We start from the raw sequence: 16,227 nt of genomic DNA, 5'->3' as shown, positions 1-16,227 counted from the left end.
TTGCTGGTGGATGTGGCCGGCGGATTGCGGAGGAACGCTCACGGAGCGCGGTGCAGGCACCGCATGGGCAGTTACGCGCCGCGGTGGCTGCCTTGCCATTGGCCCGGCGGCACGCCGAACATGCGCCGGAAATGCCGCGTGAAATGGCTCTGGTCGGTGAAGCCGCTCGCGGCGGCGACATCGGTCACCGAGGCGCCGGCGCGCAACGGCGCGAGCGCGCGCTGCAGACGCACCTGATTGCGCCACGCGTGCGGCGGCAGGCCAGTCGATTGTGTGAAGAGCCGTGCCGCATGGAACGGTGACAGACCCGCCGCTTTGGCGACTTCGGCGAGCGTCACCGGTTCGATGAGATCGCCAGTCAGGCGCTCCTGCATCAGTGCGACGCGGGTGTCGTCAGGCGCGACGCGCGCGGATGCGGGACGCGTCTGCGCGTAGCGCACGAGCAGCGTGGACAGAGCGTCGAGCATCGCGGCTTCGGCGGCGAGCGCGTCGTCGCCGGCTTCGAGCAGACGATGGGCATGGGCGAGCCGCGTCGCGAGATCGGCATCGCGGATCACGCCGGGCGCAAACCACGGCAAGGCCTGCGGCTTGCCGGCGACTTCGTCGGCAAGCGCGCGGAGGAACTCGACCGGCGCATACATCACGCGATACCGCCAGCCAGCCTCGACCGCCTTCGATCCCGTATGCAACTCGCCCGGATTGATGATCGGCACGCTGCCCGCTTCGGCGACATGGTTTTCGCCGCGATAGCGATAGCATTCCGCGCCAGCGACGATGACCGGGATCGTGTACGCGTCGTGCCAGTGCGGCGCGAACTCGTGGTCGTGATATTCGGCGGTGAGCAGATCCGCGCCGGGCAGAAGCGGCGTGCGCCAGTAGCGGGCGGAATCGCGGAAGCGAGGGGTGGCGGTCATGACGAAAGTCCAGCAGGACCGCTCAGTTTAACGCGTCGTGGACGGGGACGACGGGGAGCGTGGCTGCGCGAGCCGCTAGGGCAGTCCATTTGCTCACGTCCCGTTACTTAACTGGAATCGTCGTGCCGGGTGGCATCGGCACGGCGCTCACGCTGTTTTTCGCGCTGCCGCTGACCACGCGGTCGCTGTATGTCAGATAGACCAAAGCGTTGCGCTTCGTGTCGACCACACGCACCACGTGCAGCGACTTGAAGATCAGCGACATGCTGACCGAGAACACGTCGTCCTTCTGCTTGACGGGGCCGGTGAAGTGCAGCGCCCCGACCTGGCGACACGCGATCGACGCCTCGGTCGGATCTTCGGCGATGCCGAGCGTGCCTTTGACGCCGCCGGTCCGCGCGCGCGACACGTAGCATGTGACGCCTTGCACGACGGGATCGTCGTACGCCTCGACGACCACGCGGTCGGAACCGGTAACGCGAAAATTCGTATTGACGCTGGCGATTTCTTCGCCGTGCGCTGAAGAGAGCAGCAGTGCGCCGACGGCCGCCAATGCGAAGCCTAACGAGGTGGATTTCATGAGCTTGCCGGTTGAGTGTCTGGAGTGGGCCGGCGCCAGAGAGCGGTGAAACGTGCGCCGTGAAGCCGCCATCGTATAACGGCGCGGCGCGCGCGTGAGGCCACCCGGTCGGAGCGCAAAAACAAAAAGGCCCGCACGGATGCGGGCCTTTCAAAATTTTTGGCTCCTCGACCTGGGCTCGAACCAGGGACCTACGGATTAACAGTCCGGCGCTCTACCGACTGAGCTATCGAGGAACAGCAGTACAACTTGATCTACATAAAAAAACCCGTCTTGGTTAACGGGCTTTTGCAATTCTTGGCTCCTCGACCTGGGCTCGAACCAGGGACCTACGGATTAACAGTCCGGCGCTCTACCGACTGAGCTATCGAGGAACAGAACAACAACAGCAGAGAAGCGAAATTGTAGAGTCGACTTAATCGCCTGTCAATACCTCTGCATTCATCTTCATACTAAATATGAATCGACAGGGCAGGGCGACAGGCCGCCGCGCTCAGCGCGCGAGCAGCGCGAGCTTTTCCTTCACGTCCTTGAACTCGTCGGCTTCCGGCAGCGGCGCCTTGGTCTTCGTGATGCTGGGCCATGCCTTCGCCAGGTCGGCGTTCAGCGCGATAAAGTCCTGCTGGTCGCCCGGCACATCTTCTTCGGCATAAATGGCGTTCACCGGGCACTCGGCCACGCACACGGCGCAGTCGATGCATTCGTCGGGGTCGATCGCGAGGAAGTTGGGACCTTCGCGAAAGCAGTCCACCGGGCACACATCGACGCAGTCGGTATAGCGGCACTTGATGCAGCTTTCGGTCACAACGTGAGTCATTCAGGCAGCTCCTGCATGCGGAATCAGGGAAGGCGCGTACGCCAAAAAAGCTATTGTAACGTAACGTCAAGAGGCGCATAAAGCCTCGGCTCATGTGTCTTATATGTTTTTGTGATTAGTTTATGGGGTGCCGCAAGTACCCGCTGGCAGCCGCCGGAAGCCCTGTGGCACGATGGCTCCGAACGCATTCGGGTAACATGCGTCAGGTTGGCGCGCTGCTGGGCGCAGCGCGTCCGTTGCAAGGGTGCTGTGAGCCCTTTTCGTTTTTTCAGCGGTCCAGTTCGTACCATCATGATTATTACTTCGCTGCTCGATACCGATCTGTACAAGTTCACGATGATGCAGGTGGTGTTGCATCACTTCCCCGCCGCGAACGTGGAGTACCGCTTCCGCTGCCGCACGCCGAAGGTCGATCTGGTGCCGTACATCGACGAGATTCGCGACGAAGTGCGCAAGCTCTGCGAACTGCGTTTCGCCGACGAAGAACTCGACTACTTGCGGCGCATGCGCTTCATCAAGGGCGACTTCATCGAGTTCCTCGCGCTGTTCCATCTGAACGAGAAGTACATTTCGATCACGCCGTCGCCGAAGGGCAATGGCGAAATCGACATCGATATCCAGGGGCCGTGGCTGCATACGATCCTGTTCGAAATTCCGGTGCTCGCGATCGTCAACGAAGTCTATTTCCGCAACACCCAGCAAACGCCCGACTACCACGTCGGCCGCGGCCGTCTGCTCGACAAGATCCAGTTGCTCGGCGCGCGTCCGGAATTCGCCGACTGCAAGATCGCCGACTACGGCACGCGCCGCCGCTTCTCGAAACAGTGGCACGAGGAAGTGATCCTCACGCTGAAGGACGGCCTGGGCGAGCAGTTCGCGGGCACGAGCAACGTGTTCTACGCGATGAAACACAGCTTGACGCCGCTCGGCACGATGGCGCACGAGTACCTGCAGGCTTGCCAGGCACTCGGTCCGCGTCTGCGCGACTCGCAGATCTTCGGCTTCGAGATGTGGGCGAAGGAATATCGCGGCGACCTCGGAATTGCGCTCTCCGACGTGTACGGCATGGAGGCGTTCCTCCGCGACTTCGACATGTATTTCTGCAAGCTGTTCGACGGCGCGCGTCATGATTCCGGCGATCCGTTCGACTGGGGCGAGCGCCTGCTCAAACACTACGAAGCGAATCGCTGCGACCCGCGTACCAAGATCCTGGTGTTCTCCGACGCGCTCGACATCCCGAAAGTGCTGCAGCTCTATGAGCGCTTCCGCGGCCGCTGCAAGCTCGCGTTCGGCGTGGGCACCAATCTGACCAACGACCTCGGCTACAACCCGCTGCAGATCGTGATCAAGATGGTTCGCTGCAACGGTCAGCCGGTCGCGAAATTGTCGGACTCGCCGGGCAAGAACATGTGCGAGGACAAGGCGTATCTCGCGTATCTGCGTCAGGTGTTCGGCATCGCGCAGCCGGAAGAAGAGACGGCGAAGTAACGGCTTTGCAGTTCGTCACCTTTTCATGATCTGTCCGCCTTCGGGGTAGGGCGGCGAACAGTGTCGCCGCGTTCCAGACGCCCGGCAATATGCCGTTCGGCCAGGGTGTTCGCGTGGAGGGCGGCCGGTATAATCCTCGCCATATCGCACGGCTGTCGACACGAGGATTTCGCCCATGGACACATCGCTTGCCCGCCGCAATATCCTGGCGCGCATCCGCGCCGCGCAAGGACGTGAGCCTGAGCCGAGCGCCGGCGAGCGCGAAGCCGCGGCGGACTATCTCGCGCGTCATCCGGTCGGTCCGCGCCCGGACATGCCCGCCGATCTGTGTGCGCGCTTCATCGAAGAAGCGCAGAAGCTGGCGAGCACTGTCGACACCGTTCAAACCCTTGCCGATGTGCCCGCCGCCGCGCATCGCTATCTGACGCAACACGGCTTGCCGTTGCAGGCCATCGCGTGGCAAACGCTGCGCGATTTGCCGTGGTCCGAAGCGGGCCTCGCCGTCGAATTTCGCAAGCCAAAAGACGATGACGTGGTCGGTCTCACCGGCTGCTTTTGCGCGACCGCGGAGACCGGCACACTGGTGTTGCTGTCCGGGCCCGAAACGTATGCGTCGGCCGGGCTGTTGCCGGAGACCCATATCGCGATCGTACCGGCGTCACGCATCGTCGCGGGTCATGAAGAGGCGTTCGGCCTGATCCGCAAGGAACGCGGCGAGCTGCCGCGCGCGGTGAATTTCGTATCGGGGCCCTCGCGCACCGGCGACATCGAGCAGACCATCGTGCTGGGCGCGCACGGCCCTTATCGGGTGCATGTGATCGTCGTGCAGGATGCTTGAACGCGTCGCGCGGCGGCGTAGCTTGAGTTCGCGGGCGACCCGCGTGGGCCTGTGGCTCACGGTGGCATCGATGCTGGCGCTGTGCTCGCCGCCCGTGCTGGCCGCGACGTTCGACGGCGCGCACCTGTCGGCGCTGTGGGGCTTGCCTTTTGCGGGCATGCTGCTGTCGATCGCGATCTTTCCGCTCGTCGCGCCAGTCTTCTGGCATCACCACTTCGGCAAGATTGCAGCGGCGTGGGCACTCGCATTCGTCGCGCCGTTTGCCTTGAGCTTCGGCGCAAGCGCTGCGCTCGGGGCGCTCGCGCACGCCATGCTCGGCGAGTACATTCCGTTCATCATCCTGCTCACCGCGCTCTATACGGTCGCGGGCGGCCTCTGCGTGCGCGGCAATCTGCATGGCACGCCGCGTCTGAACACCGCGATTCTCGCGCTCGGCACCGTGCTCGCGAGCGTGATGGGCACGACCGGCGCGGCGATGCTGCTGATCCGCCCGTTGCTGCGCGCCAACGACAATCGTCGCCATGTGACCCATGTAGTCGTGTTCTTCATCTTCCTCGTCGCGAACATCGGGGGCGCGCTATCGCCGCTCGGCGACCCGCCGCTGTTCCTCGGCTTTCTCGAAGGCGTGAGCTTCTTCTGGACCACCACGCATCTCGCGCGGCCGATGCTGTTCGTGAGCGGCATGCTGCTCGTCGCTTTTTACGTGCTCGACTCGTACTACTTTCACCGGCGCGAGGAGGTGCGTTCGGCTTTTCTCGATCCGACGCCCGATGGCGCCCCGCTCGGCATCGACGGCAAGATCAATTTCGTGCTGCTCGCCGCGGTGATCGCGCTCGTGCTGATGAGTGGATTCTGGCGCCCGCAAATCACGTTCGACGTGCTTGGCACGCATCTCGCGCTGCAAAACATCGTGCGCGATGCCGCGCTGATCGTCGTCACGCTGCTATCGCTCGCGTGGACCCCGCGCGCGGCCCGCGCGGGCAACGACTTCAACTGGGCGCCGATCGAGGAAGTGGCCAAACTGTTTGCCGGCATCTTCGTGACGATCGTGCCGGTCATCATGATCCTGCGCGCGGGAGAAGCCGGCGCGTTCGCGGGCATCGTCCATCTGGTCAACGAGCCGTCCGGTGACCCACGCGACATCATGTACTTCTGGGCGACCGGCCTGTTATCTTCGTTTCTCGACAACGCGCCGACCTACCTCGTGTTCTTCAACCTGGCCGGCGGCGATGCGCAGACCTTGATGAGCACCGGCGCGACCACGCTCGCGGCAATTTCGGCCGGCGCCGTGTTCATGGGCGCGAACACCTACATCGGCAACGCGCCGAACTTCATGGTGAAGGCGATCGCGCAATCGCGCGGCGTGCGCATGCCGAGCTTTTTTGCGTATCTGGGCTGGTCCGGCGCCGTGCTGCTGCCGTTGTTCGCGCTGACCGGCTGGCTCTTTTTTGGACCCTGATTCTGCAACTCGAGGCGATCCCTCGACGTGCGATACGGAGACTTGCAATGCAGAAAATCCTCGTTGCCCGTTCGATCTTTCCCGACGTGATCGACCGGCTCAAGCAATACTTCGACGTCGACTGGAACGCGGGCGACGTGTTGCCCGCCGACGAGCTGAAGCGCCGTCTCGCGGACAAGGACGGCGCGCTGACGGCCGGCGAGATGATCGACGCGGGCGTGCTGGCCGCCGCGCCGCGTCTGCGCGTCGTGTCGAACATGGCAGTCGGCTACAACAACTTCGACATGACCGCGTTCAACGCGGCGAACGTGCTCGGCACCAACACGCCGGACGTGCTGAACGAATCGACCGCCGACTTCGGCTGGGCACTGATGATGGCCGCCGCGCGCCGCATCGCTGAATCGGAGCACTGGCTGCGCGCCGGGCATTGGCAGAAGTGGAGCTACGACGGCTTCCTCGGCAGCGACCTGTACGGCTCGACGCTCGGCGTGATCGGCATGGGCCGTATCGGCCAGGCGCTCGCGCGCCGCGCGCAGGGCTTCAACATGCGGGTCATCTATCACAACCGCTCGCGTGTTGCGCCGCAGATCGAGGCCGAGCTGAACGCGGAGTACGTGTCGAAAGAGGAGCTGTTGCGGCGCGCCGACCACGTGGTGCTGGTGCTGCCGTACACGAAAGACAATCACCACACGATCGGGGCGGCCGAACTCGCGCTGATGAAGCCGGGCGCGACGCTCACGAACATCGCGCGCGGCGGCATCGTCGACGATGCGGCATTGGCCGACGCGCTGCGTGACAAGCGCATCGCGGCGGCCGGGCTCGACGTGTTCGAGGGCGAGCCGAATCTGAATCCGGCGCTGCTCGATGTGCCGAACGTCGTGCTGACGCCGCACATCGCGAGCGCAACGGAAGCCACGCGCCGCGCCATGGCGAATCTGGCCGCGGACAACCTGATCGCCGGGCTAGGCGTGGGACCGCGCGCCGGTCAGCCGCCGAATCCGATCAACCCCGACGTGATCGGCAAGGCGCGTTCATGACGATGATTCTGGTGGCGGCCGTCGCGGTGCTGGCGGTCGCCCTCGTGATCGCACTGGCCTTGCTGTTGCGCGGTCACGACCGCACGGACCAGCATGAGCAGTTCGAGATGCTGAACGAACGCGTCGATGCCGTCGTCGACGCACAGGCGCACACCGCCGAGCGTCTCGAGCGGCAATTGCGCACCGACATCGCCGAGACCGCGCGCGTGTCGCGCACCGAGCAAAGCAGCGGCTTCGCGCATTTTCAGCAGACGCTCGCCGCGCAGTTCAGCAGCATGACGACGGTGCAGGGCGGCAAGATCGACGGTTTCGCTCAACAACTCGATGCCGTGCGTCACAGCCTGCAGGCGCAGGCGCAGCAGGCACGCGACGAACAGGGCCGCTCGCTGAAGCAGTTCGGCGACACGTTGAGCCTGCAACTCGGGCAACTGACCGAGGCCAACGACCGGCGCTTCGCCGAAGTGCGCGCGACGATCGAGCAGCGCCTGAAGGACATCGAGGCGAACAATGCGACTCGGCTCGAGGAAATGCGCCGCACCGTCGACGAAAAACTGCACGCCACGCTCGAACAGCGGCTCGGCGAATCGTTCAAGCTCGTGTCCGACCGGCTCGAACAGGTGCATCGCGGACTCGGTGAAATGCAGACGCTGGCGGCCGGTGTCGGCGATCTGAAGCGCGTGCTGACCAACGTGAAGACGCGCGGCACGTGGGGGGAAGTGCAGCTCGAAGCCTTGCTCGAACAACTGCTGACCGCCGATCAATACGCGAAGAACGTCGCGACGGTGCCGAAGAGCGCCGATCGCGTGGAGTTCGCGATCCGTCTGCCGGGGCGCGCCGAGCCCGGCGGCGCGAATACGCCGGTGTGGCTGCCGATCGACGCCAAATTCCCCCGCGAGGACTACGAGCGCCTGATCGAAGCGCAGGAGCGCGCCGATCCGGTCGCGGTCGAGGAAGCATCGCGGGCGCTCGAAGCGCGGATTCGCGCGGAGGCGCGCACGATCGCGGAGAAGTACGTGGCGCCGCCGCATACGACCGACTTCGCGCTGCTGTTTCTGCCGACCGAAGGCCTGTATGCGGAAGTGCTGCGGCGGCCTGGGCTCACCGATCTGCTGCAGCGCGACTATCGCGTGACGATTGCGGGGCCGACCACGTTGACCGCGTTGCTCAATAGCCTGCAGATGGGTTTTCGCACGCTCGCGATCGAGAAGCGCTCGAGCGAGGTGTGGCAGGTGCTCGGCGCGGTGAAGACGGAGTTCGGCAAATTCGGCGACGTGCTCGCCAGGACCAAGGCGCAACTCGAAACCGTCACGCGCTCGATCGAGGCCGCGGAAACGCGCACGCGCATGATGAACCGCAAGCTGCGCGACGTCGAAGCGTTACCTGGCGACGAAGCGAGCGGGTTGCTCGGCGATGCGTTGAACGGTGTGGAACCTGATGAGCAATGAGGCGAGCGGCGTTGCGGCTCAAGCCCCTTCGGCCAGGCGCTCCAGCGCATCGCCCGTCACGCGCACGACGCGCCAATCGGGCAACACCGTCGCGCCCATCTTCTGATAGAAGCTGATCGCGGGCGCGTTCCAGTCGAGCACGGTCCACTCGAAGCGCGCGCATTGCCGCTCCACCGCCAGCGCCGCGACGTGCCGCAAGAGTGCGGTGCCGAGCCCGCTGCCACGCTGCGCGGGCTGCACGTAGACGTCTTCGAGATAGAGTCCGCGGCGGCCCGCGAAGCTCGAAAAATTGTGGAAGAACAGCGCGTAGCCGACGATGCGTCCCGCGTTTTCGGCAACCAGCGCCTCGATCGACGGCCGCGCACCGAACAGTGCGTCGCGCAGGCTTGCTTCCGTCGCGACGAAGAGGTGCGTGAGCTTTTCGAACTGCGCGAGCTCGTACGTGAGCGCGAAGATCGCGCCGGTATCCGCGGGCGTGGCGGCGCGGATCGTCGCGGGCATTACGCTTCTTCCGGTGCGTCGGCCAGATGGATTTCGATACCACCGAAGCGCGACGCGACCCAGTTGTACGCGTGGCACGCGATCCACAACAACACGAAACCGAGGATCGCGTTCAGCAGCAGCGCGCTGAACACCGTGCTGAGCTCGACCGAGCCGTAACGCACGAACGCGACCACGACACCGAGCAGCACGATCGGCACCGAGAACGTCAGATACACGAGGATCAGCGCTTTGGCGGTTTGTCCAGGTGCGATGAACGAGATCTGTTTTTTCATGTAAGTCAAACCCGTATGTCGTAGTAGTGATAGTGGGTGAAGCGCCGATGGGGTGCGATCGATGCGCGGCGCGCAAGCTCAGATGAGCCCGTCGAACAGCATGATCGACACGCGTTCGCCGACGTCGATGTCGCCCTCGTCATGGCCAAGCACGATGAAGCAGTTCGCTTCGCTCATCGAGCTCAGCACGCCCGAGCTTTGCGAACCGGTCGGGCTCACGTGCCAGTGGCCGTGCGCATCCTGTTCGGCGATGCCGCGCTGGAATTCGGTGCGGCCCGCGCGCTTGCCCAGCGCCACGCGGCTCGTCGCGTGAATGACCGGCAGCGGCCGCGGCGTCGCGCCGGCCATCAGCAGCAGCGCCTCGCGCACGATCTGGTAGAACGTCACCATCACGGCGACCGGATTGCCCGGCAGGCCGAAGAATAGCGCAGGTTTGCCGAGTCCAGGCTGCGCGCCGGACCATAGGCGGCCGAATGCGAGCGGCCGGCCGGGGCGCATGGCGAGACTCCAGAAGGCCACGTCGCCGAAGGTCTGCAGCAGTTGCTTCGTGAAGTCCGCTTCGCCGACCGACACGCCGCCCGAGGTCAGCACCACGTCGGCATTGGCCGCGGCGCTCCGCAGCGCGGCTTCGAGCGCGGCAGGCTCGTCGCGCACGACGCCGAGATCGAGCGCGTCGACATTCAGGCGCCGCAACATCGCAAACAGCGTGTAGCGGTTGCTGTCGTAGACCGAGCCGGCGTCGAGCGGTTCGCCGAGCGAGCGCAGCTCGTCGCCGGTCGAAAAGAACGCGACGCGCAGACGCCGGCGCACGCTGACTTCGCCGATGCCGAGCGACGCGAGCAAGCCGAGGTCCGAGGCGCGCACGATGCGTCCGGCACGCAGCGCGACGTGGCCGCGCGCGAGATCTTCGCCGGCGCGGCGGCGGTTCGCGCCCGCCGTGATCGCGCTGGCGGCGAAACGGATCGACGTGGACGCCGCGCTGTCGCGCTCGACCCGTTCCTGCGGCACGACGGTGTCGCAACCGGCGGGCAGGCAGGCGCCCGTCATTACGCGCACGCACTGATTCGCCGCAACCTGGCCCGCAAATGGATGGCCCGCGAGCGCCTTGCCGGCTACCGTCAGCTCGACGCTGTCCGCGGCGCCTCGCGTACCGCTTGCGAGTGCCGCGGAGTTGAACGCGTAGCCGTCCATCGCGGAGTTGTCGTGTGCGGGTACGTCGATCGGCGAGACGATATCGGCGGCGAGCACGCGGTCGAGCGCGTCACGCAATGCCACGCGCTCGATCGCCACGACCGGCGTCGCCCACTGCCGGACGATCGCCTGAGCGGCCGGGACGGGTAGCGCGTGAGGATCGTACTGCGCGACGCAGCGGGAAAAGTCGTTGAGCGTGGTCATGAAGAGCTAGGCGTCGCGACCGGAGGCCGGCGCGGCTATTGCCGTGCGGCCGGAGCGGATGTCAGCCGGGGCCTCGATCACGTTCGAGGTCGGCGAGTTCTTGTAACGAGTTGGCATTGTAGAACGCGCGCTCGTCGGTAAAGACGACTTCGACCGTCTTGTGGCGTGCGTACCACGCGCGGACCTTGCGCTCGCCGGCGGCCAGAAATGCCGCCAGGTCGTCTGCGACGCAGGTGCGCAACAGCGCGAACACCGGGTGCAGTGATGTTTCGCCGTGGGCGTCGACGGTGGTGACGGTGGCGATGTCGGCGTCGTTCGTGTCGAGTGCGCGCGCGAGGCGCGTGGCGAGGTCGGCCGGCAGCCATGGCGAATCGCAGGGTGCGCTCAGCAGGTGCGTGGTGCCTGCTGCGCGCAGTCCGGCGAGCATGCCGGCGAGCGGGCCGGGAAAATCGGGGAGGGTGTCGGTGACGAGCTTCGCGCGGTACGGTGCGCCGAGCGCCGCATAGGTGTCGGGGTGGCGGTTCGCGCTGATCATCAGCGCTCCGGTCTGTGGCGCGAGCCGCCGCAACACGTGAGCGGCCAGTGGTTCGCCGTGGAGCGGCTGCAGCCCCTTGTCGACGCCGCCCATGCGCGTGCCGCGCCCGCCCGCGAGCACGAGGCCAGTGATCTGTTCGCGGGGGATGGGCATGCGTCGGCCGGCCGCTCAGCCGCCGATGTAAGACATTTCGACGCGCCGTCCGGTCGGCTCGTGCGGATCGGCTGGCTGGCTGCCGCGCAGTTGCGAGTAGCGGTCGCTGCGGCCCTGCCAGATTTCGGCGATGGCGGTGGCGATCTCGGCATCGTTCGCGCCGCCTCGCAGCAAGGCGCGAAGATCGTGGCCGGTCGCCGCGAATAGACACAGGTACAGCTTGCCCTCGGTCGACAAACGCGCTCGCGTGCAATTGCCGCAGAACGCGCGCGTGACGCTCGAAATCACACCGATCTCACCGCCGCCGTCGACATAGCCCCAGCGCTGCGCGGTCTCGGCCGCGCTGTGCGCTTCGAGCGGAACCAGCGGGAAATGCTCGGCGATGCGCGAGACGACGTCGGCGGAGGGCAGCACTTCGGTCATGTTCCAGCCGTTCGACGTGCCGACATCCATGTATTCGATGAACCGCAGCACCGCGCCCGTGCCTTTGAAATGACGTGCCATCGGCACGATTTCGCCGTCGTTGGTACCGCGTTTGACGACCATGTTCACTTTGAGCGGCGCGAGCCCGACCGCGTGTGCGGCAGCGATGCCGTCGAGCACGTCTGCGACAGCGAAGTCGGCGTCGTTCATGCGGCGGAAGAGCGCGTCGTCGAGCGCGTCGAGGCTGACGGTCACGCGCGTGAGGCCTGCGTCCTTCAGGCTGCGGGCCTTGCGCGCGAGCAGCGAACCGTTCGTGGTCAGCGTGAGATCGAGCGGACGGCCCGCAGGCGTGGTCAAGCGGGCGAGCCGGTCGATCAGGAATTCGAGGTTTTTGCGCAGCAGCGGCTCGCCGCCGGTCAGGCGAATTTTCTCGACGCCGTGCGCGACGAACAGCTGCGCGAGACGTTCGATCTCCTCGAAGCTCAGCAGGGCGCTGTGCGGCAGGAACGCGTAGTCCTTGTCGAACACTGCGCGCGGCATGCAGTAGACGCAGCGGAAGTTGCAGCGGTCCGTCACCGAGATGCGCAGATCGCGCAGCGGACGCGCGAGCGCGTCGTGCAGCTCGCCGCTAGGCGTCTGCGCCGGGCCGGCGATGACCGGCGCCGCGGTGAGATCGGCAACGGGAATGATGCGTCGGGACATGAAATGCTTCGTCGGATGCTTGAACGGACAGCGGATGATTCATTCTATCGGAAATGCCCGTGGCAGCAGGCCGGCGGCGGGCGTTGTCGGGGTATACGGGGAGCGGCATGACGCGGCTCGTGGCCCAAATGGCCACAAAAAGAAAAAGCCCGCCGGAAAGGGCGGGCTTTTTCGCTAACAACGAAGCGGCTTACTGCGGATGCTTGACCGTTTCGACCTGCTGCATCGGCGTGCTGTCGACCGGTGGCAACGCCTTGCGCTCACGGGCCACGCGCGGCGGCTTGACCGTCTGCGCCGCCGCTTCCTGCGCGGCGCGCAGCTTGTCGGCGTCGGTGTTCACCCAGATCAGGCCAGCCTGCTCGAGGATCGGCTTCAGCGCGTCGGCCGATGCGGCGGGCGTGGCGCTACGGGCGGGAGCCTGCTGCGGGGCCGCGGCGACCGGCGCCGGTTCGACCACAGCCGGTTCCGTTGCGACGACCGGTTGCGGTTCGACGATCTCGGCCTGCGGAGCCGGTTCGGCTGCCGGCGCCTCGACGACCGTGGCCGGAGCCGCGATGTCGAACGCGGCCGGGGCGGCTTGCGGTTCGGTCTGGACGGCCGGCTGCACTTCTACTGCCGGCTCGACTGCCGGCGCTTCGGCATGGGCGACCGGTTCGCTCGGGGCAAACGTCGCGACCGGTTCGCTCGTGGCCGGCGCAGCTTGCGCGGCTTGCGCCGGCGTTTCAATAGCCGGTTCCACCGCCGTGACCGGTTCGATCGATGCCGCCGGAGCCTCTTCGACCGGCACGATCTTTTCGGTCTTCGCGGCATTTTCCGCGGCCAGAGCCGGCGTTTCGGCTGCTGCGTGCAGTTCGGTCACGACCACGGTTTCCGTCGCGACAGCGGCGACGACCACTTCGACCGGCGTCACGTCCTTCGTTGCGCTGGCTTCAGGTGCGTGCTCGACCGGGCGCTCGGCGCGCACCGGTGCTTCGTCGCTGGCGGCAACGTTGTCGCCTTCTGCTTCCGCGACGTCCGCGGCGAGATTGCCGTTCACGTCCTCTTCACGCTCGCGACGGCCACCACGACGGCCGCGACGGCGGCGACGACGCTCTTCACCCTCACGTGCGACGGCTTCCTGATCGACCGGCACGCCGTTTTCACCCGCTGCCGCGCGGTTGCGCGCCAGTTCGTCGGCGGCCTGCGCGTCGGTTTGCGTCAGCGCCGCGGCGGTTTCCGCCTGCGGCTTGCGACGCTCGCCACGCTCGACGCGTTCAGCGCGCTCGCCACGCTCGCGGCGTTCGCCGCGTTCCTGACGCTCGGCGCGTGCCGTGCCTTCGACGGCTTCCGCGCGCTCGGCGCCACGGCTGTCGCGCTCGCGAGCCTCGCGCGGCTCACGTGCTTCACGTGCTTCACGCGGTTCACGGCCTTCACGCGGTTCGCGCTGCTCACGCGGGGCGCGCGGCTCGCGGCCCTCGCGTGCCTCACGGCCTTCGCGTTCCTCGCGACGCTGCGACGGCTGCTGACCTTGCGCCTGACGGCTGCCGGTTACGCCTTCGCCGCGGCCTGCCGCGTCGCGTCCGCCTGCGCCGCCACGGCGATTGCGGTTGCGATCGCCGCCACGCTCGCCCGTGCGCTCACCACGCTCCGTGCGCTCGCCGCGTTGCGGACGGGCCTGCTTGTCGGTCGTGGCCGGTGCGGCGGGCGCCGGAGCAGCCGGCTGCATGCCGAACAGATTCTTCAACCAGCCGATGAAGCCGCCGCTGGCCGGCGTTACCGCGACCGGAGCGGGCGTCGCCGCCGGGCGGACCGGAGCGCTCGGCGCCGGCTTCTCGGGCGTGATGCCCTTGACCGCCGCTTCCTGCTTCGGCTTCACTTCTTCGGCGCGCTTGCTGTAGCCGGTTTCCGATTCGAGTTCGCGGGCCGCTTCTTCGGCCATCTTCCACGATGCGCGCGGATCGTCGAGGCGCGCGTCGTCGTGGCGCAGACGCTCGAGCTTGTAGTGCGGCGTGTCGAGGTGCTTGTTCGGGATCAGCACGACATTGACCTTGAAACGCGACTCGATCTTGTTGATTTCGGCCCGCTTCTCGTTCAACAGGAAGGCGGTCACTTCGACCGGCACCTGGCAGTGGATCGCCGCGGTGTTTTCCTTCATTGCTTCTTCCTGAATGATCCGCAGCACTTGCAGCGCGGACGATTCGGTATCGCGGATGTGGCCCGTGCCGTTACAGCGCGGGCACGTCACGTGGCTGCCTTCCGACAGGGCCGGACGCAGACGCTGGCGCGACAGCTCCATCAGGCCGAAGCGCGAGATCTTGCCCATTTGCACGCGGGCGCGGTCGTGCTTCAGCGCGTCTTTCAGGCGCTGCTCGACTTCGCGCTGGCTCTTCGCCGATTCCATGTCGATGAAGTCGATCACGATCAGGCCGCCCAGGTCGCGCAGACGCAACTGGCGGGCGACTTCGTCGGCGGCTTCGAGGTTCGTGCGCGCGGCCGTTTCCTCGATGTCCGCGCCCTTGGTCGCGCGAGCCGAGTTCACGTCGATCGCGACGAGCGCTTCGGTGTGGTCGATCACGATCGCGCCGCCCGACGGCAGCGGCACCGTGCGCGAGTACGCGGTTTCGATCTGGTGCTCGATCTGGAAGCGCGAGAAGAGCGGCACGTCGTCGTGGTAGCGCTTCACCTTGCTGACGTTGTCCGGCATCACGATATCCATGAAGGCGCGCGCCTGGTCATGGATTTCGGTCGTGTCGATCAGGATTTCACCGATATCGGGCTGGAAGTAATCGCGAATCGCGCGGATCACGAGGCTCGATTCGAGATAGATCAGCATCGGCTGACCGTTCGTGCCGCTTTGCGACGCGGCTTCGATCGCGCGCCACAGTTGCATCAGGTAGTTCAGGTCCCACTGCAGCTCTTCGGCGCTGCGGCCGATGCCGGCCGTGCGCGCGATGATGCTCATGCCTTCCGGCAATTGCAGCTGCGCCATGGTTTCGCGCAGTTCCTGACGGTCGTCGCCCTCGATCCGGCGCGACACGCCGCCGCCACGCGGGTTATTCGGCATCAGCACCAGATAGCGGCCGGCGAGCGAGATGAACGTGGTCAGGGCCGCGCCCTTGTTGCCGCGTTCTTCTTTCTCGACCTGGACGATCAGTTCCTGACCTTCCTTCAGCGCGTCCTGGATGCGTGCGGAACGCATGTCGACGCCTTCGCGGAAGTACTGGCGGGCGACTTCCTTAAACGGCAGGAAGCCGTGGCGGTCTTCGCCGTAATTGACGAAGCAGGCCTCGAGCGAAGGCTCGATGCGCGTAATGATGCCCTTGTAAATATTGCCTTTGCGCTGTTCGCGGCCGGCGGTTTCGATGTCGATGTCGATGAGTTTTTGCCCATCGACGATGGCGACGCGCAGTTCTTCCTGCTGCGTCGCGTTGAACAACATTCGTTTCATTGAACGACTCCAGAGCGGCCTCGCCGGCCCAGCTGCGCGGTTGTCAGTCGCGAAAGCGGAGGGGGCGGGCGCGCCGCGTCTTATTGTGTTTTCACAAGCACGCTGGAGCGGGAAAGATGGCGGGAGAATTGCCTGAGAGGGCCCGGCCCAATAAAAAAATGGGCACGGTGCCGCAGGGCACATGCGAACACGGCTTCAAATCATGGCCTGACACGCCGCGGTTTGCCAGCAGACCTTC

General features: G+C 65.8%; 14 protein-coding genes and 2 tRNA genes. 5 read left to right on the top strand and 11 right to left on the bottom strand.

What is annotated here, in order from left to right; all coding sequences use genetic code 11:
* Positions 1-71: 71 nt before the first annotated feature.
* The 5 genes from CI15_RS11745 to fdxA form a co-directional block, all read right to left on the bottom strand.
* Entirely contained in the window at positions 72-914 is an 843-nt protein-coding gene (locus CI15_RS11745) for a helix-turn-helix transcriptional regulator (RefSeq protein WP_062127877.1), read from the bottom strand.
* 103 nt (positions 915-1,017) lie between these two features.
* On the bottom strand, positions 1,018-1,494 hold the full coding sequence (locus CI15_RS11740; protein WP_062127875.1) for a CreA family protein: 477 nt from the start codon (positions 1,492-1,494) through the stop codon (positions 1,018-1,020).
* A gap of 160 nt (positions 1,495-1,654) precedes the next feature.
* Positions 1,655-1,730, bottom strand: a tRNA-Asn gene (locus CI15_RS11735).
* A 62-nt stretch (positions 1,731-1,792) separates the two neighbouring features.
* Positions 1,793-1,868 (bottom strand) — tRNA-Asn (locus tag CI15_RS11730).
* 119 nt (positions 1,869-1,987) lie between these two features.
* Positions 1,988-2,311, bottom strand: a complete 324-nt coding sequence (fdxA, locus tag CI15_RS11725) for a ferredoxin FdxA (RefSeq protein WP_062127873.1) — start codon at positions 2,309-2,311, stop codon at positions 1,988-1,990.
* A 291-nt stretch (positions 2,312-2,602) separates the two neighbouring features.
* Between fdxA and pncB the strand changes: the two genes are divergently transcribed.
* From pncB to CI15_RS11700, 5 genes are all read left to right on the top strand, one after another.
* Positions 2,603-3,799, top strand: coding sequence for a nicotinate phosphoribosyltransferase (gene pncB, locus CI15_RS11720; RefSeq protein WP_062127975.1), 1,197 nt, complete (start codon positions 2,603-2,605; stop codon positions 3,797-3,799).
* Positions 3,800-3,974: 175 nt separating this feature from the next.
* Positions 3,975-4,637 (top strand): LutC/YkgG family protein, encoded by a 663-nt coding sequence (locus CI15_RS11715; protein ID WP_062127871.1) that lies wholly within the window; start codon positions 3,975-3,977, stop codon positions 4,635-4,637.
* Between the two features lie 70 nt (positions 4,638-4,707).
* On the top strand, positions 4,708-6,096 hold the full coding sequence (locus CI15_RS11710) for a sodium:proton antiporter (RefSeq protein WP_062127973.1): 1,389 nt from the start codon (positions 4,708-4,710) through the stop codon (positions 6,094-6,096).
* A 47-nt stretch (positions 6,097-6,143) separates the two neighbouring features.
* Positions 6,144-7,133: a 2-hydroxyacid dehydrogenase gene (locus CI15_RS11705; RefSeq protein WP_062127869.1), complete on the top strand. Its 990-nt coding sequence runs from the start codon at positions 6,144-6,146 to the stop codon at positions 7,131-7,133.
* Positions 7,130-8,578, top strand: a complete 1,449-nt coding sequence (locus CI15_RS11700) for a DNA recombination protein RmuC (RefSeq protein WP_062127867.1) — start codon at positions 7,130-7,132, stop codon at positions 8,576-8,578. The genes CI15_RS11705 and CI15_RS11700 overlap by 4 nt, the downstream gene beginning before the upstream one ends.
* An 18-nt stretch (positions 8,579-8,596) precedes the next feature.
* On the opposite strand, the gene CI15_RS11695 is transcribed toward CI15_RS11700, so the two are convergent.
* The 6 genes from CI15_RS11695 to CI15_RS11670 form a co-directional block, all read right to left on the bottom strand.
* Positions 8,597-9,079, bottom strand: a complete 483-nt coding sequence (locus tag CI15_RS11695) for a GNAT family N-acetyltransferase (protein ID WP_062127865.1) — start codon at positions 9,077-9,079, stop codon at positions 8,597-8,599.
* Complete coding sequence (locus tag CI15_RS11690; RefSeq protein ID WP_008923126.1) at positions 9,079-9,354, bottom strand: hypothetical protein; 276 nt, start codon at positions 9,352-9,354, stop codon at positions 9,079-9,081. Before CI15_RS11690 ends, CI15_RS11695 begins: the two co-directional genes overlap by 1 nt.
* Positions 9,355-9,432: 78 nt before the next feature.
* Positions 9,433-10,749 (bottom strand): molybdopterin molybdotransferase MoeA, encoded by a 1,317-nt coding sequence (moeA, locus tag CI15_RS11685; RefSeq protein WP_062127863.1) that lies wholly within the window; start codon positions 10,747-10,749, stop codon positions 9,433-9,435.
* A gap of 61 nt (positions 10,750-10,810) precedes the next feature.
* Entirely contained in the window at positions 10,811-11,437 is a 627-nt protein-coding gene (gene mobA, locus CI15_RS11680) for a molybdenum cofactor guanylyltransferase MobA (protein ID WP_062127861.1), read from the bottom strand.
* Positions 11,438-11,452: 15 nt separating this feature from the next.
* Positions 11,453-12,562 carry a GTP 3',8-cyclase MoaA gene (gene moaA, locus CI15_RS11675; protein ID WP_062127860.1) on the bottom strand — a complete coding sequence of 370 codons (1,110 nt, stop codon included), beginning with the start codon at positions 12,560-12,562 and terminating at the stop codon, positions 11,453-11,455.
* A gap of 190 nt (positions 12,563-12,752) precedes the next feature.
* The gene (locus tag CI15_RS11670) at positions 12,753-15,989 is read right to left on the bottom strand and encodes an Rne/Rng family ribonuclease (protein ID WP_062127858.1); all 3,237 of its coding nucleotides are present in this window, start codon (positions 15,987-15,989) and stop codon (positions 12,753-12,755) included.
* Between the last annotated feature and the right edge of the window lie 238 nt (positions 15,990-16,227).

Origin of the sequence: Paraburkholderia monticola (genome assembly GCF_001580545.1) — a bacterium.
In the GTDB taxonomy this organism is placed as follows: domain Bacteria; phylum Pseudomonadota; class Gammaproteobacteria; order Burkholderiales; family Burkholderiaceae; genus Paraburkholderia; species Paraburkholderia monticola.
The sequence above is the reverse complement of the archived record's forward strand: the minus strand, read 5'-3'. Positions and strand labels throughout refer to the sequence as shown.

What these genes read in the sequence shown, in the direction of transcription:
- CI15_RS11745 (WP_062127877.1), bottom strand. Translation starts at nt 914, where the DNA reads ATGACCGCCACCCCTCGCTTCCGCGATTCCGCCCGCTACTGGCGCACG.
- CI15_RS11740 (WP_062127875.1), bottom strand. Translation starts at nt 1,494, where the DNA reads ATGAAATCCACCTCGTTAGGCTTCGCATTGGCGGCCGTCGGCGCACTG.
- fdxA (WP_062127873.1), bottom strand. Translation starts at nt 2,311, where the DNA reads ATGACTCACGTTGTGACCGAAAGCTGCATCAAGTGCCGCTATACCGAC.
- pncB (WP_062127975.1), top strand. Translation starts at nt 2,603, where the DNA reads ATGATTATTACTTCGCTGCTCGATACCGATCTGTACAAGTTCACGATG.
- CI15_RS11715 (WP_062127871.1), top strand. Translation starts at nt 3,975, where the DNA reads ATGGACACATCGCTTGCCCGCCGCAATATCCTGGCGCGCATCCGCGCC.
- CI15_RS11710 (WP_062127973.1), top strand. Translation starts at nt 4,708, where the DNA reads ATGCTGGCGCTGTGCTCGCCGCCCGTGCTGGCCGCGACGTTCGACGGC.
- CI15_RS11705 (WP_062127869.1), top strand. Translation starts at nt 6,144, where the DNA reads ATGCAGAAAATCCTCGTTGCCCGTTCGATCTTTCCCGACGTGATCGAC.
- CI15_RS11700 (WP_062127867.1), top strand. Translation starts at nt 7,130, where the DNA reads ATGACGATGATTCTGGTGGCGGCCGTCGCGGTGCTGGCGGTCGCCCTC.
- CI15_RS11695 (WP_062127865.1), bottom strand. Translation starts at nt 9,079, where the DNA reads ATGCCCGCGACGATCCGCGCCGCCACGCCCGCGGATACCGGCGCGATC.
- CI15_RS11690 (WP_008923126.1), bottom strand. Translation starts at nt 9,354, where the DNA reads ATGAAAAAACAGATCTCGTTCATCGCACCTGGACAAACCGCCAAAGCG.
- moeA (WP_062127863.1), bottom strand. Translation starts at nt 10,749, where the DNA reads ATGACCACGCTCAACGACTTTTCCCGCTGCGTCGCGCAGTACGATCCT.
- mobA (WP_062127861.1), bottom strand. Translation starts at nt 11,437, where the DNA reads ATGCCCATCCCCCGCGAACAGATCACTGGCCTCGTGCTCGCGGGCGGG.
- moaA (WP_062127860.1), bottom strand. Translation starts at nt 12,562, where the DNA reads ATGTCCCGACGCATCATTCCCGTTGCCGATCTCACCGCGGCGCCGGTC.
- CI15_RS11670 (WP_062127858.1), bottom strand. Translation starts at nt 15,989, where the DNA reads ATGAAACGAATGTTGTTCAACGCGACGCAGCAGGAAGAACTGCGCGTC.